The following is a 16,339-nucleotide window of genomic DNA, read 5'->3' on the forward strand; positions in this document are numbered from 1 at the left end:
ATGAAGCCCAGCGCCCGGAAGCTCGCCGCTCGCCGATTCGCCACCCAGGCGATCGTCACCACCACCATTGCCAGCCTGCTGGCCGCCTGCGCGACTGCACCGGTGCCCAAGGTCAGGCGCGACGGCCAGCCCGGTGCCGCGCAGCAAACCGCCGGTGCCGGCGCAGCCGGAACCACCGCGCAGCCGCTGCCCGAATCGACCACGGGCGGTGATGCCCGTCCGCAGATCCGTCGCGGCACTGGCCAGGTCATCAACCAGAGCGCCGGCTCCGCGCCGCCACCGAACCTGGGCGCGACCAGTGGCTCGGCGACCTTCAACTTCGAGGGCGAGTCGCTGCACGCAGTGGTCAAGGCCATCCTCGGCGACATGCTCGGCCAGAACTACGTCATCGCACCGGGCGTGCAGGGCACCGTCACGCTTGCCACGCCCAAGCCCGTCAGTCCCGCAGAAGCGCTGAACCTGCTCGAGATGGTGCTGGGCTGGAACAACGCGCGGCTGGTCTACACCGGCGGACGCTACAACGTGGTGGCGGCCGACCAAGCACTGGCCGGTAATGTCGCGGCCCGCACCGGCGGCGCCAGCAACGCGCGCGGCTTCGAAGTGCGCACGGTGCCGCTGAAGTACGTCTCGGCCACCGAGATGGAAAAGATCCTCAAGCCGTATGCGCGTCCCAACGCGATAGTGAACGTCGACAACTCGCGCAACGTCATCACCGTTGGCGGCAGCCGCGCCGAACTCGAGAACTACCTGCGCACCATCCAGGTGTTCGACGTCGACTGGCTGAGCGGCATGTCGGTGGGCGTGTTCCCGCTGCAGTCGGGCAAGGCGACCAAGGTCGTGGCCGACCTGGAGAAGGTGTTCGGCGAGCAGAGCAAGTCGCCGGTGGCGGGCATGTTCCGCTTCATGCCGCTGGAAGGCGCCAACGCGGTGCTGGTGATCACCTCGCAGGCCAATTACCTCGACGACATCCAGCAGTGGCTCGACCGGATCGACAACGCCGGCGGCAGCGTGCAGCTGTATTCGTACGAACTGAAGTACATCAAGGCCAAGGACCTGGCCGATCGCCTCGGCGATGTCTTCGGCAGCGGCCGCGGCAGCAGTGGCGGCGGTGGAAATGGTGCGCCGTCGCTGATGCCCGGGCTGGAGTCGGTGGAGCTCCAGGACAGCGGCTACGGCAGCACCGCGACCCTCGGTGGCGGCGACACTGGCGACTCTGGCAGCAATGGAGGTAGCGGCGGCCTCGGTGAGGGCTCGCTCTCGCTCAACGCCAGGCAGGCTGGCAACGCCGCGCTGACCCTCGAGGTTGATGGCGACCGCGTCGGCGTGTCGGCGGTGGAGGAAACCAACTCGCTGATCGTGCGCAGCAGCCCGTCTGCGTGGAAGTCGATCCGCGACGTGATCGAGCGGCTCGATGTGATGCCGATGCAGGTGCACATCGAGGCGCAGGTCGTTGAAGTGCAGCTGCAGGGCGAGCTGCGCTACGGCGTGAGCTGGTTCCTCGAGAACGCCGCGCTCGAAAACGGCTTTCCCGACGTGACCTCGCGCGGTACCGATATTCCGGCGAAATGGAGCACGCTGGGCGCAAGCATCGGCGGCGTCAGCGGCAGCGGTCTGGTCTGGTCGCTGTTCAAGAACGATGCAGCGGCTGTCATCAGCGCGCTGGACAGCATCACCGACCTGCAACTGCTGCAGACGCCGTCGGTGATGGTGCGCAACAACGCCGAAGCCACGCTCAACGTCGGCAGCCGCATCCCGATCTCGTCGGTGACGGTCAACCCGGGTGTCGATACCAGCAATACCTACAGCCAGGTCCAGTATCTCGACACAGGCACCATCCTCAAGGTTCGTCCGCGCGTGGCCAAGGACGGCGTGGTGTTCCTGGATATCGTCCAGGAAGTCAGCACGCCCGGCACCGAGGAAGATCGCAACGGCAACGTGCGCATCGACACGCGCAGGCTCAAGACAGAGGCCGCGGTGCAGAGCGGCGACACGGTGATGCTGGCCGGCCTGATCAGCGATGGCGTCACGCGCGGAGCGTCGGGCCTGCCTGGCCTGAGCCGCATCCCGGTGATCGGCGCGCTGTTTGGCACGCAGAGCTCACGCACGACTCGCAATGAAGTCATCATCCTGCTGACGCCGACCATCGTGCAGAACCCGCAGGAAGCCCGCGACCTCACCGACGAGTACGGTCGCCGATTCCGTGGCATGGAGCCGCTGCAGAGCAAACCCCGCCGGCCCGGACAGCAGTGACGTCAGTGCACGGTGCGTTGCCGATCGTCGTGGTGCCGGTCGGCAGCGACGATGAGGCGCTCGATGGCTGTCTGGCCGCGCTCGATGCCGCCACCGCACCTGGTACGCAGGTGTGGCTGGCCGACGACGCCCAGGCCGGTCCCCGTGCCTACGCCATCATCGAACGCTGGGTCGCGCGCACCGCGCTGAAGGCCGACTACACACGTCGGCAGCGCAGCGTCGGCGAAGTGGCGCATCTGGATGAAGTGCTGGCGGCGTGCGGCGATGCCGATGTCGCCGTGCTCGCTCCCGACGCGGCGCCAGCGCCGGGCTGGCTGGCGCGCCTGTCCGCCGGCCTTGCCAGCGACGGTGCCATCGCCACCGCGACGCCTTGGAGCAATGCCGGCGAGGCGGCCGCCTGGCCACGCATCGGCGAGATAGACGCCATCCCGCATGACCTCGAGCGGCTCGCGCGCGCGGCGGCCGGGATGCCGGCGCTGCACCCGGAACTGCCGGCGGCGGTGACCCATGCGGTGCTGATCCGCGGCAGCGCCCGTCGCCGCGTCGGCGGCCTCGACGCCAGCAGTTATGGGTCGTGGTACGCGGCCCTGATCGACCTGTCGTTGCGCCTGGCCGGGCTGGGCTGGCGCAATGTGTTGTGCGATACGGCCTTCGTCGGCCGTCGCGGCGAAGGCGTGCCGTTCGATGGCGACATGGATGCGCTGGCCGCACGTTGGCCCGATTGGCACCCGCGACTGGCAAACTTCCTCATGCAGGACCCGCTACGGGCGTCGCGCACGCAACTGGCAGTACTGCTCGACAGCATTGGCCCACCGGAACCGCAACGTGATCTCTTCGCCTGATTCCTCCGTCGCCGCAACCAGCCGGGACGGCATCGCCGTCGTGGTGGTGACCTACCGCAGCGCGGAGACCATCGACGACTGCCTGCAGCGCCTGCGCGGGGCCGACGGCGTGGCGGCGATCCGCGTGGTCGACAACCAGTCCGATGACGACACCCTGGAGATCGTCCAGCGCCATGCGATGGCCGATGCGCGCGTGCGCTTCATCGCCAACCCGGACAATCCCGGCTTCGCCGTCGCCTGCAACCAGGGCGCACGCGATGCCAATGGCGATGCGGCGTGGCTGGCCTTCGTCAATCCCGATTGCCTGGTCGAGCGCGACACGCTGTCGCGGCTGCGCGCACTGGCGCAGGGGCGTGGCGACATCCTGCTCGGTACCGACCTGATCGACGAGCAGGGTCATCGCGACGGCGCCACGCGTCGACGCGATCCGGATTTCTCGGCGATGCTTGCAGGCGCGCTCGGCGGCACTCCGGCGGCGAAACTCGAACTGCCGATCGACGACACGCAGGCGCTGCAGCCGGTGGAGGCGATCTCCGGCGCGTTGATGCTGATGCCGCGTACGTTGTTCACGCGCATCGGCGGCTTCGACGAAGGCTATCGCCTGCACGCCGAGGACCTGGACCTGTGTCGCCGCGCGCGCGAGGGCGGGGCGACGATCGCGGTCGCCAACCACATCCGCGTGCTGCACGTGCGCGGCGTGTCGAGCCGCTCGCGCCCGTTTTTCGTGGAGTGGCACAAGCACCGCGGCCTGTGGCGTTACTTCCGCAAGTTCGAGGCGCCCCGGCGCAGCCTGTGGGTCGGCCTGGGCGTGTTCACTGCGATCTGGCTGCGCTTTCCGCTCGCCTATGCGCGAGCGCGCCTTCGTACCTGGTAGGAGCGAGCTTGCTCGCGAAATGCCTTTCCGCGCCTGTGGGCTATCGCGAGCAAGCTCGCTCCTACAATGCGGCGCTGTTCAGGCCAGCGCGAAGCGCAGCACGAACAACACCGCCACCACCCACACCGCCGAGTGCACCTCGCGTGCGCGCCCGGTGAACAGCTTCAGCACCGCGTAGGCGATGAAGCCGAAGGCCAGGCCGTTGGCGATGGAGTAGGTGAACGGCATTGCCAGCGTGCACAGCGCCGCCGGAACCGACTCGCTGAGGTCGTCCCAGTGCACGTCGCCCAGTTCGCGCAGCATCAGGCCGGCCACGAACAGCAGCGCCGGCGCGGTCGCATACGGCGGCACGACCGACGCCAGCGGCGAGAACAGCAGCGCCAGCAGGAACAACGCGGCGATCACCAGCGCGGTCAGGCCGGTGCGACCGCCGGCCTGCACGCCCGATGCGCTTTCGATGTAGGCCGTGGTGCTGCTGGTGCCCAGCAGCGAACCGGCCAGGATCGCACTGCTGTCGGCAAACAGGGCGCGACCAAAGCGCTTCTGCTGCGCCGGCGAGGCATCGTCGGTCGGCAGCAGGCCGGCGCGGCGGGCGACGCCCATCAGCGTGCCGGTGGCATCGAACACCTCCACCAGCACGAACACGATCACCACGTGCAGCATCGCCGACAACGACAATCCGGCGCCGCCGCCGAGGGCGCCGCGGATATCGAGCTGCATGAAGGTGGGCGCCAGGCTCGGCGGCAGGTCGATCAGACCGTTGTACTGGACCAGTCCGAGCAGCAGCGCCGCGGCTGTGACCACCAGCACGCCGATCAGGATCGCGCCGCGCACGCGCCAGGCTTCCAGCACTGCGATCAGCAGGAAGCCGGCGACGGCCAGCAATGGCTCGGGTTCGCGCAGGTCGCCCAGCGACACCAGCGTGTCCGGGTTGCCGACGATCACGCCGGACTTCTGCAGCGCGATGATCGCCAGGAACAGGCCGATGCCGGCGGTGATCGCACTGCGCAGCGAATGCGGTATGCCGGCGATCAGCCATGCGCGCGCACCGGTGATGGTGAGCAGCAGGAACACGATGCCGGAGATGAACACCGCACCCAGCGCCTGTTGCCAGCTGTAGCCCATCGCGCCGACGACGGTGAAGGCGAAGAACGCGTTGAGGCCCATGCCCGGCGCCATGCCGACAGGGTAATTGGCAGCGAAGGCCATCACCAGCGAGCCGATCGCGGCAGCCAGGCAGGTCGCGACGAACACCGCGCCGACGTCCATGCCGGTGTCGCCGAGGATGCTGGGGTTGACGAAGACGATGTAGGACATCGTCAGGAACGTGGTCAGGCCCGCGACCAGTTCGGTTCGGACATCGCTGCCGTGCTCGCGCAGTTTGAACAACGATTCTAGGGCGCGCATGGCCAGGTTCACATGGAAAGGATCACATGGAGAGGATCACATCGTGAGATCAGCGGTGACGATTGATCTCGTCGCGCAACTCACGCGCCGCCTGCGCCGACGCTTCGGCGAAGTCATCGCCGGACGAGGCATACAGGATCGCGCGCGAACTGCTGACCATCAGGCCGGTGCCGTCGGCGGTCCTGGCATTGCTCACCACCGCCTCGACATCGCCACCCTGGGCGCCGACACCGGGCACCAGGAACGGCATGTCACCGACGATCGCGCGTACTTCGCGCAACTGCTCCGGCCAGGTCGCGCCAACGACGAGCGCGCAGTTGCCATGGCTGTCCCACTCGCGCGCGACCTTCTCGGCGACGTGCTGGTAGAGCGGGCGGCCGTCGGCGACCACCAAATCCTGCAGGTCGGCGGCGCCCGGGTTGGAGGTGCGGCACAGGATCACCACGCCGCGGTCGGCGCGGTCGAGGAACGGCTGCAGCGAATCGCGGCCGAGGTACGGATTGGCGGTGACGGCGTCGGCGCTGTAGCGGTCGAAGGCTTCGCTGGCGTAATGCTGCGCCGTGCTGCCGATGTCGCCGCGCTTGCTGTCGAGGATTACCGGGATGCCGGGATGCGCGGCATGGATATGCGCAACCAGGCGCTGCAAAGCGTCCTCGGCACCGAGTGCGGCGAAGTGGGCGATCTGAGGCTTGAACGCGCAGGCGTACTGAGCAGTCGCATCGGCTATCGCGCGGCAGAAGTTGAACACCGCGTCCGGGTCGCCCTTGAAGCGCGCCGGGAACTTCGCCGGCTCCGGATCGAGGCCGACGCAGACAAGGGAGTCGGCCTGGGTCCAGCGTTGCTTCAGGGACGTAATGAAGGTCACGTGTTTCTCCGCTTTGATCCGTCATTCCCGCGCAGGCGGGAACCCAGCGTCTTAAAGCCGTCATTCCCGCGAAGGCGGGAATCCATGGACGTTGCTCTGCACTGTGCAAGTTACTGGGTTCCCGCCTTCGCGGATGACGAGCTACTGCGAGGGCAACGACAACATCAACATCAAACTGGATCCCGGCTTCCGCCGGGATGACGCATCGGCAAAGCCGGCCGCGCGAAGCGCGGCCGGGCAGATGCGTCACTTCAGCGCCTTGAACCTCAGGCGATGCGGCTGCGCGCCTTCCGCACCCAGGCGACGCTTCTTGTCTTCCTCGTACTCGCGGTAGTTGCCCTGGAAGAACTCCACGTGCGAGTCGCCTTCGAAGGCGAGGATGTGCGTGGCGATGCGGTCCAGGAACCAGCGGTCATGCGAAATGACGAAGGTGTTGCCCGGGAACTCCAGCAGCGCATCTTCCAGCGCACGCAGGGTCTCGATGTCGAGGTCGTTGGACGGTTCGTCGAGCAGCAGCACGTTGCCGCCCTGCAGCAGGGTCTTGGCCATGTGCAGGCGACCGCGCTCACCACCCGACAACGTGCCGACCAGCTTCTGCTGGTCCTGGCCCTTGAAGTTGAAGCGGCCGATGTACGCGCGCGACTGGATCTCGACGCCGTTGATGTTGAGGATGTCCAGGCCGCCGGAGACTTCCTGGAAGACGTTGTGGTTGCCTTCCAGCTTGTCGCGGCTCTGGTCGACATAGGCCAGCTTGACCGTCGAGCCCATCGTGATCTCGCCGGAGTCCGGCTTTTCCTGGCCGGTGATCATCTTGAACAGCGTCGACTTGCCGGCGCCGTTGGGGCCGATGATGCCGACGATCGCGCCGGCCGGCACGAGGAAGCTGAGGTTGTCGATCAGCAGGCGATCGCCGAACTTCTTGCTGACGTTCTTGAACTCGACCACCGAGTTGCCCAGGCGCTCGCCCGGCGGGATGAAGATCTCGTTGGTCTCGTTGCGGCGCTGGTAGTCGACCGACTGCAGCTCGTCGAGGCGGGCAAGGCGCGCCTTGCCCTTGGAGCGGCCGCCCTTGGCGTTCTGGCGGGCCCACTCGAGTTCCTTGTGGATCGCCTTCTGGCGCGCCTTCTCCTGGCCTTCTTCCTGCTTGAGGCGCTCTTCCTTCTGCGTCAGCCAGTCGGTGTAGTTGCCCTTCCACGGAATGCCGCGACCGCGGTCGAGCTCGAGGATCCACTCGGCTGCGTTGTCGAGGAAGTAGCGATCGTGGGTGACGGCCACCACGGTGCCGGTGTAGCGCGCGAGGAACTGCTCCAGCCATTCCACCGACTCGGCGTCGAGGTGGTTGGTCGGTTCGTCGAGCAGCAGCATGTCCGGCTTCTGCAGCAGCAGCTGGCACAGCGCGACGCGGCGCTTTTCGCCACCCGACAGCTTGCCGACCACCGCGTCCCACGGCGGCAGGCGCAGCGCGTCGGCGGCCACTTCCAGCTGCTGCTCGAGCATGTGCGCGTCGCCGGTGGCGAGGATCGCCTCCAGGCGCTGCTGCTCGGCGGCGAGCTTGTCGAAATCGGCGCCTTCCTCGGCGTAGGCGGCGTAGACGGCATCGAGCGCGGCCTGCGCGCTGAGCACGTCACCGACGCCGACTTCGACGGCCTGGCGCACGGTGTGGGTCGGATCGAGCTGCGGCTCCTGGGCCAGGTAGCCGACCTTGATGCCCGGCTGCGGACGCGCTTCGCCGACGAAGTCGGTGTCGACGCCGGCCATGATCTTGAGCACCGTCGACTTGCCCGCGCCGTTGAGGCCGAGCAGGCCGATCTTCGCGCCGGGGAAGAAGGACAGCGAGATGTCCTTGATGATCTGGCGCTTCGGCGGAACGGTCTTGCTGACACCGTTCATGGTGTAGATGTATTGCGACATGGGCACTCCGGAACGCGGGACGCGCCGAGCCGGGCCGGGAGGCCTGGGGCAGGGCGGGGAAGCGGTGATTATACGGGTTCGGGGCGACTGCTTCCCCCCTCTCCCTGGCCGCTGCGCGGCCTGTCCCTCTCCCACAAGGGGAGAGGGCAAACGCATGAACCCTCCCCCCTTGTGGGGGAGGGACAGGCTGCCGAAGGCAGCCAGGGAGAGGGGGGCGGCTCAGATCCAGATGATGAACGCAGCCACCAGCACCACCGCCACGTACTTCAGCCCGTAATACAGGCTCTTGTTGCGTTCCCTCAGCCCCTTGGCCTTGAGCCGCAGCACGTAGAAGTACTTGAACAGCCGGTTGATGCCGCCGGTCTTGTCGCCTTCCATGTTCGGCGAGGCGCCGGCGGCGATCAGGTTGCGCGCGATGAAGCGGTTCAGCGCCTGCGCCCAGCGGTACTTCATCGGCCGCTCGACATCGCAGAACAGGATGATCCGGTTGCTCTGGGTGTCGTTGCGGGCACTGTGGATGAAGGTCTCGTCGAACATCGTCCACTGGCCGTCGCGCCAGCTGTAGCGGTTGCCGTCGACCTCGATGAAGCAGGCGTCGTCGTTGGGCGTCTCCAGCCCCAGGTGCAGGCGCAGCGAGCCGGCGAAGGGGTCGCGGTGCGGGCGCAGCTCGCCGCCCGGCGGCAGTTCGGTGAACATCGCCGCCTTGACGCTGGGGATCTGCCGCAGCAGGGCCGTCGTCTGCGGGCACAGTTCGGCCGCGGAGGGGTGGGCGTCGTCGTACCACTTCAGGTAGAAGCGCTTCCAGCCACGGCGGAAGAACGAGTTGAAGCCGACGTCGTTGTAGCCCTCGGCGGCCTTGATGTGCTGCAGCTCGCGCAGGCGGCGGGCCTCCTCGCGGATCGTCTGCCAGTTGGCGCGCAGCGGTTCCAGCTCCGGGAAGTGGTCGCCCGGTTCAGGGATGAAGGCCGTGGTCGGCACGCGCGAGAACGCGTACATGAGCACGTTGACCGGCGCCATGAACGTGGAATGGTCCAGCAGCTGCCGGCCCAGGCGGTGCCGTACCTTGCCGCGGAAGTGCACGTAGACCGCGCTGGCGAGGAACAGGAAGACGAAAAGCCATTTCACGATCGGGTTCCCTGTGGGGTGGGGAATTGGAGGGCAGGTCAGGCCACCTGGGGGTCAGGGGGCACATTGCTGGCTGCATTTTAAGCCCTGGGCTACCATCCGGGGTCTGATTGCGCCACCCCTCCCTGGTCCCTGACCCCACCGTTCGAGGTTTTCGCGAATGTTCCCCAGCTCTGCCCGTATCGCCGGTTACGACGATGAACTGGCCCAGGCCATCGCCAACGAGGCCCGCCGCCAGGAAGATCACGTCGAACTGATCGCCTCGGAGAACTACGCCAGCCCGCGCGTCATGGAGGCCCAGGGCAGCGTCCTGACCAACAAGTACGCCGAAGGCTACCCCGGCAAGCGCTACTACGGCGGCTGCGAGTACGTCGACGTGGCCGAGCAGCTCGCCATCGACCGCCTCAAGCAGCTCTTTGGCGCGGACTACGCCAACGTCCAGCCGCATTCGGGCTCGCAGGCCAACCAGGCCGTGTATTTCGCCCTGCTCAACCCGGGCGACACCATCCTGGGCATGTCGCTGGCCCACGGCGGCCACCTCACCCACGGCGCCAAGGTCAATGCCAGCGGCAAGCTGTTCCACGCCGTCCAGTACGGCGTCAACGACCAGGGCATGATCGACTACGACGAAGTCGAGAAGCTCGCCCTGGAGCACAAGCCGAAGATGGTAGTCGCCGGCTTCTCGGCCTACTCGCAGCACATCGACTGGGCGCGCTTCCGCGCCATCGCCGACAAGGTCGGTGCCTTCCTGTTCGTCGACATGGCCCACGTCGCCGGCCTGGTCGCCGCCGGCGTCTACCCGAACCCGCTACCGCACGCGCACGTGGTCACCTCGACCACGCACAAGACGCTGCGTGGCCCGCGCGGCGGCATCATCGTCGCCAAGGACCCGTCCGAGGACCTGGTCAAGAAGCTGCAGAGCATCGTCTTCCCGGGCATCCAGGGCGGTCCGCTGATGCACGTGATCGCGGCCAAGGCGGTTGCCTTCAAGGAAGCGCTGGAACCGGAGTTCACCACCTACCAGCAGCAGGTCGTGAAGAACGCCCAGGTGATGGCGCAGACCATCATCAAGCGCGGCTACAAGATCGTCTCCGGCGGCACCCAGAACCACCTGATGCTGATCGACATGATCGGCAAGGGCGTCACCGGCAAGGACGCGGAGGCCGCTCTTGGCAAGGCCCACATCACGGTCAACAAGAACGCCGTGCCGAACGATCCGCAAAAGCCGTTCGTGACCTCGGGCCTGCGCATCGGCACCCCGGCCGTGACCACCCGCGGCTACCAGGAAGCCGACTGCATCGAACTGGCCAACTGGATCTGCGACGTGCTCGATGCACCGGGCGACGACAAGGTCATCGCCGAGGTTCGCGAGAAGGTCACCGTGCAGTGCCGCAAGTACCCGGTGTACGGCTGAGGATGGTCAGGCAATAGCGCCATGCATTGCCCCTTCTGCCAACACAACGACACCCGCGTGATCGACTCGCGGGTGTCTGACGATGGCGCCACGATTCGCCGGCGTCGCGTCTGCGAAGCGTGCGGCGAACGCTTCTCCACGCTCGAAACCATCGAACTCAAGCTGCCGCTGGTGATCAAGAGCGACGGTCGCCGCGAGGCGTTCGACGCGCGCAAGCTGCGCGCCAGTTTCGACCGCGCGCTGCAGAAGCGACCGGTGGCGGAGGAGCAGATCGAAGCGGCGGTGCGCGCGGTCGTGCACCAGCTGCGCATGACCGCCGAGCGCGAGTTGCAGTCGCGCCGGGTCGGCGAGTTCGTCATGGCCGAGATGCGCAAGCTCGACCACGTCGCCTACGTGCGATTCGCCTCGGTCTACCGTGCGTTCCAGGACGTGGCCGACTTCCGCGAGGAACTCGACCGTCTCGAAAGCGACAGCTCCGCCGAAGGCCAGTTGCCGTTGCTGGAAGGCGAACCCGAGCCGGCGCCACGCGGCAGGAAACGCTGATGGCATTCACCGCGACCGACCACGCGATGATGGCCCAGGCCCTGCGCCTGGCCGAACGCGGCGCCTACACCACCAAGCCGAACCCGATGGTGGGTTGTGTGGTCGCGCACGGCGACGAAATCGTCGGCGAAGGCTGGCACCAGCGTGCGGGTGAGCCGCACGCCGAAGTATTCGCCTTGCGTGCGGCGGGCGAGCGCGCCCGCGGTGCGACCGCCTATGTAACGCTTGAGCCATGCGCACACACCGGACGCACCGGCCCGTGCGCCGATGCCTTGATTGCCGCGGGCGTCGCGCGCGTGGTGGCGGCCATGCGCGATCCGTTTCCGCAGGTCGACGGCGCCGGTTTCGAACGCCTGAAGGCCGCCGGGATAGCGGTTGAATCTGGTTTGATGGAAACCCAGGCGCGCGCGCTCAACCGCGGCTTCCTGTCGCGCGTCGAGCGCGGCAGGCCGTGGCTGCGCGTGAAGCTGGCGACCAGCCTCGACGGACGCAGTGCGCTGGCCAGTGGCGAGTCGAAGTGGATCAGCGGCGAAGCCTCGCGCCTGGACGTGCAGCACTGGCGCGCCCGCGCCGGCGCGATCGTGACCGGCGCTGGCACCGTGCTCGCCGACGACCCGTCGCTGACGGCGCGGCTGGAAGACGACACGCCGTTCGTCGCACCGCTGCGTGTCGTGCTCGATCCGGGCCTGGCCACGGTCGCGCGCGGCCGCGTGCGCGAAGGCGACGCGCCGACGCTCTACATCCACGCGCCCGATGCCAAACCGCCGCGCGGCATCCAGGCCCAGTTGGCTGCCGTGACCGTGCGCGAAGGGCGTTTCGACCTCGAAGCGGTGCTGCGCCTGCTTGCGGAGCGCGGCGTCAACGAGATCCAGCTCGAAGCCGGCGCCACGCTGGCAGGCGCGTTCCTCGCTGCAGGGCTGGTCGACGAAGTGCTGCTGTACGTCGCGCCGGTGCTGCTGGGCGAGCGCGCGCGACCGATGTTCGACGGCCTCGCCATCGACACGATGTCACAGAAGCTCAACATGGCCATTGTCGAGTCGCGCTACATTGGCCAGGACGTGCGGCTGCTGATGCGGCCCCAACTGGCGACCGCAGCAGGCGGCTAGCGAAACACTCCACGCGGCGGAGGCAGTCATGACCACGGACCCGGCATCGACGCAATCCACCTTCAAGGACCACTTCTCCGGCGTCGCCGACGCCTATGCGCAGGCCCGTCCGGAATACCCAGACGCGTTGTTCGACGCGATCGCCGCAGTGGTTCCCGCCAGCGCCAACGTCTGGGAGCCGGGTTGCGGCAGTGGCCAGGCCACGCGCGGACTGGCGGCCCGCTTCGCCCACGTGCATGCCACCGAACCCAGCGCCAGGCAGCTGGCCCAGCACTGGGCGCAGGGCGGGCACGGCAATGTCAGCCTCGCGATCGAGCCGGGCGAACGCACCACGCTCAGCGATGGCAGCGTGCAGCTGGTGGCGGTCGCGCAGGCGCTGCACTGGTTTGATCGCGAACCCTTCTTCCGCGAGTGCGAGCGCGTGCTCACCCAAGGTGGCGTGCTGGCGGCCTGGGGCTACGGCGACTTCATCGCGCCGGAAGGGATGATCGATGCCGTGGAAGCCTTCCGCGCCCGCATCGAACCGTACTGGCCGCCCGAACGCGCGCAGATCGATGCCCGCTACGCCGGCTACGACTGGCCTTTCCCGGCGCTGCCGGCGCCGGAGCTGTGGCTGGAGGTCGAGTGGGGCCTGGGCCAGTTCCTGCGCTACCTGTCGAGCATGTCGGCGGTGGCCCGCTGCGCCGCCGACACCGGCGAGGACCCGGTCGCCCGCCACGGTCCGGCGCTGGCCGCGGCCTGGGGCGGCGAGGGCGACACCCGCCTGATCCAGTGGCCGCTGTTCCTGCACCTGCGCCGCAAGGCTTAGGCCAACCCGAACCGGTGGAACACTGCGTCCGCCGCACGGCCCGGAGGCCGCTGCGGACCCGGATGCTAGAATCGCCGCGCCAACCCACCGGCAACCACAACACGACGTCTTCAGGGCGGGGCGAAATTCCCCACCGGCGGTAGGTGCAGGCCAGCCCAGGCCAGTCTGCACGAGCCCGCGAGCGCCTCCGGCCACACCGGAGGGTCAGCAGATCCGGTCAGATGCCGGAGCCGACGGTCCAGCGGAGCCAGCCATGGCGCCGCTCACAGTCCGGATGAAAGAAGACAGCTGCCCACGGTCTCGCGGCCGTGTGCCTGCCTCATGCCTTGAGGCGTTTTTCGCTCACCTTTGCGGGAAACGTTTCATGTCCATCTTCATTTCTGCCTGCGTCGCCTCCCTGCCGGAGGTGCGCTGATGTTCACCGGCATCATCGAAGGCGTCGGCCGCCTCGCACATTCCGAGAGCCGCGGCGGCGACGTTCGCCTGACCGTCGACGTCGGCACGCTCGCGTTCGATTCGGTCAAGCTGGGCGAAAGCATCGCCGTCAACGGCGTGTGCCTGACCGTGGTCGAGTTCGACGCGAACTCGTTCGCCGCCGACGCCTCCAACGAAACCCTGTCGCTGACCACGCTCGGCGCGCTCAAGACTGGCGCGGTGCTGAACCTGGAACGGGCGATGCGCCCGACCGATCGCCTCGGCGGTCACCTGGTCAGCGGCCACGTCGACGGGCTCGGCAGCGTCGCTTCCGTCACCGAGGATGCGCGCGCCCAACGCTGGCGCTTCAACGCACCGGCGCCGCTGCTGCGCTACATCGCCAGGAAGGGATCGATCTGCGTCGACGGCGTCAGCCTGACCGTCAACGAAGTCGATGCCGATGGCTTCGAAGTCGCGCTGATCCCGCACACGGTGGCCAACACCGCGTTTGCACAAACCGGCGTCGGTGATGCCGTCAATCTCGAGATCGACCTGGTCGCGCGCTACGTCGAGCGCCTGCTGGCGAAATAAGGAACACCCATGCCTTTCAGCCCCATCCCCGAATTGCTCGAAGAAATCCGCAACGGCCGCATGGTCGTCATCGTCGATGACGAAGACCGCGAGAACGAAGGCGACCTGATCATGGCCGCCGAACTCGTGCGCCCGCAGGACATCAACTTCATGGTCACCCACGCGCGCGGCCTGGTCTGCCTGTCGCTCACGCGCGAACGTTGCCGCCAGCTCGGCCTGCCGCCGATGGTCCGCGACAACACCTCGCCCTACCAGACCAACTTCACCGTCAGCATCGAGGCGGCCGAAGGCGTCACCACCGGCATCTCGGCCTACGACCGCGCGCACACCATCCGCACCGCGGTGCGCCCTGACGCGGCCCCGAGCGATCTTTCGCAGCCCGGCCACATCTTCCCGTTGCAGGCCCAGCCCGGCGGCGTGCTCAACCGCGCCGGCCACACCGAGGCGGCTGCCGACCTGGCGCTGCTGGCCGGCATGGAGCCGGCCGGCGTGCTGGTGGAGATCCTCAACCCCGACGGCGGCATGGCGCGTCGCCCGCAGCTGGAAGAGTTCGCCGCCGAGCACGGCCTGAAGATTGGTTCGATCGAAGAACTGATCCGCTACCGCCTCGAAACCGAACACACCGTCGAGCGCATCGACGAGCGCGAGATCGAGACCGAGCACGGCCCGTTCCAGCTGTTCACCTACCGCGACCGCCTCAGCCACGGCCTGCATTTCGCGATGCGTCGCGGCGAGCCCGATCCGGCAGAGCCGACGCTGGTGCGCGTGCACATGCTCAATCCGCTGGCGGATGCCTTGCACTGGCGTCGTCCGGACTTCGGCCCGGCGGTCGGCGACGTGCTCAAGGCGATTGCCAGCCAGGGCAGCGGCGCGCTGGTGCTGCTGGCCGACGGTGCCGACGCCGAGGCGATGCTGGCACGCGTGCGCGAGCCGTTGCATGCCGACGCTGACGCCACGCCGGCCGCGGCGACTGCGGGTCACGCCCTCGCCGAATGGCGTCGCAATGGCGCCGGCGGCCAGATCCTGGCCGACCTCGGCCTGGGCAAGCTGCGCGTGCTCGGCACCCCGCGCCGCCAGGTCGGCCTGGCCGGCTTCGGCCTGGAAGTGGTCGAGTACGTCGAGCTGCCGCACTGACGCTTGGCTCCTCCCCCCGCCCGCAGGGGGAGGGCACACCCTTAACGCGCTAAAATGCCCGCCCACTCCGGACAATCCCCCATGCCCCATTACGAAGGCGACCTGCGCAGCCCCGAGGGCGCGCGCTTCGCGATCATCGCCAGTCGCTGGAACCCGCGCATCACCGATACGCTGGTCGCCGGCGCGCGCAAGACGTTCACCGACAACGGCGTCGCCGAAACGGCGGTCGACGTGATCCGCGTCCCCGGCGCCTGGGAGATCCCGCTCGTCGCCGCGCGCCTGGGCGCCGCCGGGCAGCATGCCGCCGTGGTCGCGCTGGGTTGTGTCGTGCGCGGCGACACGCGTCATTACGAACAGGTCGCCGACGGTTGTTCGGACGGCCTGATGCGTGTATCGCTGGACTACGGCCTGCCCGTGGCCAACGGCGTGCTCGCGGTCGAGCGCCACGAAGATGCCGAGGCCCGCGCAGGCGGCAGCCATGGCAACAAGGGCGAAGAGGCGGCACTGGCCGCGTTGGAAATGAGTCACCTGCTGGGACAACTGCCATGAACCGCCGTCGCAACGATGGAATCGATCCCGTAGCCCGCTCGCGTGCGCGTCGTCGCGCCTTGCAGGCCGTGTATGCCTGGCAGATGTCGGGCGCCACCGCGCCGGACGTGATCTCGCAGTTCGCCCACGAGCAGGCACACGAAGTCGCCGACCTGGAGTACTTCGAGGACCTGGTGCGTGGCGTCGACCAGCACTGCAACGACCTCGACGAAGCACTGCAGCCGTTCCTCGACCGCGAGATCGACCAGGTCGACGCGATCGAGCGCGCAGCCCTGCGCATCGCCGCCTACGAGCTGCGCCTGCGTCCGGACGTGCCGTACCGCGTGGTGATCAACGAGGCCATCGAGTCGGTCAAGCGCTTCGGCGCCGAGCACGGCCACACCTACGTCAACGGCGTGCTCGACCATGCCGCCGCGGCATGGCGCGCGACCGAAGTGCAGGCGCCGCGCGGCAAGTAGGCTTTGCTTCCTCTCCCGCATGCGGGAGAGGGTCGGGATGAGTGCAGG

General features: G+C 68.0%; 15 protein-coding genes and 1 riboswitch. Of the genes, 11 read left to right on the forward strand and 4 right to left on the reverse strand.

Going from position 1 to position 16,339, the window contains the following annotated elements; genetic code table 11:
* The 3 genes from gspD to AC3A3Q_RS17425 are packed head-to-tail and all read left to right on the forward strand — an operon-like array spanning position 1 to position 3,966.
* A complete protein-coding gene (gene gspD, locus AC3A3Q_RS17415) occupies positions 1-2,250 on the forward strand; it encodes a type II secretion system secretin GspD (protein ID WP_487587428.1) in 2,250 nt (749 codons plus the stop codon).
* A 5-nt stretch (positions 2,251-2,255) separates the two neighbouring features.
* Positions 2,256-3,092: a glycosyltransferase family 2 protein gene (locus AC3A3Q_RS17420; protein WP_487587452.1), complete on the forward strand. Its 837-nt coding sequence runs from the start codon at positions 2,256-2,258 to the stop codon at positions 3,090-3,092.
* Between the two features lie 31 nt (positions 3,093-3,123).
* On the forward strand, positions 3,124-3,966 hold the full coding sequence (locus AC3A3Q_RS17425) for a glycosyltransferase family 2 protein (protein WP_487587453.1): 843 nt from the start codon (positions 3,124-3,126) through the stop codon (positions 3,964-3,966).
* 78 nt (positions 3,967-4,044) lie between these two features.
* Here AC3A3Q_RS17425 and AC3A3Q_RS17430 read toward each other — a convergent pair whose 3' ends face one another.
* The 4 genes from AC3A3Q_RS17430 to lpxO all read right to left on the reverse strand — a co-directional run bounded on the left by AC3A3Q_RS17430 (position 4,045) and on the right by lpxO (position 9,277).
* Positions 4,045-5,373, reverse strand: a complete 1,329-nt coding sequence (locus AC3A3Q_RS17430; protein ID WP_487587429.1) for an NCS2 family permease — start codon at positions 5,371-5,373, stop codon at positions 4,045-4,047.
* A gap of 49 nt (positions 5,374-5,422) precedes the next feature.
* Positions 5,423-6,238 carry an orotidine-5'-phosphate decarboxylase gene (gene pyrF, locus AC3A3Q_RS17435; protein ID WP_487587430.1) on the reverse strand — a complete coding sequence of 272 codons (816 nt, stop codon included), beginning with the start codon at positions 6,236-6,238 and terminating at the stop codon, positions 5,423-5,425.
* A gap of 246 nt (positions 6,239-6,484) precedes the next feature.
* Positions 6,485-8,149 carry an energy-dependent translational throttle protein EttA gene (gene ettA, locus AC3A3Q_RS17440; protein WP_200606829.1) on the reverse strand — a complete coding sequence of 555 codons (1,665 nt, stop codon included), beginning with the start codon at positions 8,147-8,149 and terminating at the stop codon, positions 6,485-6,487.
* Between the two features lie 219 nt (positions 8,150-8,368).
* Positions 8,369-9,277 carry a lipid A hydroxylase LpxO gene (gene lpxO / locus AC3A3Q_RS17445; RefSeq protein WP_487587454.1) on the reverse strand — a complete coding sequence of 303 codons (909 nt, stop codon included), beginning with the start codon at positions 9,275-9,277 and terminating at the stop codon, positions 8,369-8,371.
* Positions 9,278-9,434: 157 nt separating this feature from the next.
* Here lpxO and glyA point away from each other — a divergent pair, with 157 nt between their 5' ends.
* The 8 genes from glyA to nusB all read left to right on the forward strand — a co-directional run bounded on the left by glyA (position 9,435) and on the right by nusB (position 16,291).
* Entirely contained in the window at positions 9,435-10,688 is a 1,254-nt protein-coding gene (glyA, locus tag AC3A3Q_RS17450) for a serine hydroxymethyltransferase (RefSeq protein WP_487587431.1), read from the forward strand.
* A gap of 21 nt (positions 10,689-10,709) precedes the next feature.
* Positions 10,710-11,231 (forward strand): transcriptional regulator NrdR, encoded by a 522-nt coding sequence (nrdR, locus tag AC3A3Q_RS17455; RefSeq protein ID WP_200606827.1) that lies wholly within the window; start codon positions 10,710-10,712, stop codon positions 11,229-11,231.
* Positions 11,231-12,337, forward strand: coding sequence for a bifunctional diaminohydroxyphosphoribosylaminopyrimidine deaminase/5-amino-6-(5-phosphoribosylamino)uracil reductase RibD (gene ribD / locus AC3A3Q_RS17460; RefSeq protein WP_487587432.1), 1,107 nt, complete (start codon positions 11,231-11,233; stop codon positions 12,335-12,337). The genes nrdR and ribD overlap by 1 nt, the downstream gene beginning before the upstream one ends.
* A 28-nt stretch (positions 12,338-12,365) precedes the next feature.
* A complete protein-coding gene (locus tag AC3A3Q_RS17465; RefSeq protein WP_487587433.1) occupies positions 12,366-13,145 on the forward strand; it encodes a class I SAM-dependent methyltransferase in 780 nt (259 codons plus the stop codon).
* Between the two features lie 102 nt (positions 13,146-13,247).
* Positions 13,248-13,435: riboswitch (FMN riboswitch) on the forward strand.
* A gap of 124 nt (positions 13,436-13,559) precedes the next feature.
* Positions 13,560-14,150: a riboflavin synthase gene (locus AC3A3Q_RS17470; RefSeq protein WP_487587434.1), complete on the forward strand. Its 591-nt coding sequence runs from the start codon at positions 13,560-13,562 to the stop codon at positions 14,148-14,150.
* Positions 14,151-14,159: 9 nt separating this feature from the next.
* Positions 14,160-15,284, forward strand: coding sequence for a 3,4-dihydroxy-2-butanone-4-phosphate synthase (ribB, locus tag AC3A3Q_RS17475; RefSeq protein ID WP_487587435.1), 1,125 nt, complete (start codon positions 14,160-14,162; stop codon positions 15,282-15,284).
* Between the two features lie 81 nt (positions 15,285-15,365).
* Complete coding sequence (gene ribH, locus AC3A3Q_RS17480; RefSeq protein WP_158733423.1) at positions 15,366-15,833, forward strand: 6,7-dimethyl-8-ribityllumazine synthase; 468 nt, start codon at positions 15,366-15,368, stop codon at positions 15,831-15,833.
* Positions 15,830-16,291, forward strand: a complete 462-nt coding sequence (gene nusB, locus AC3A3Q_RS17485; RefSeq protein ID WP_200606821.1) for a transcription antitermination factor NusB — start codon at positions 15,830-15,832, stop codon at positions 16,289-16,291. Before ribH ends, nusB begins: the two co-directional genes overlap by 4 nt.
* Positions 16,292-16,339 lie beyond the last annotated feature (48 nt).

The organism is Lysobacter sp. Soil_C_59, assembly GCF_057656415.1.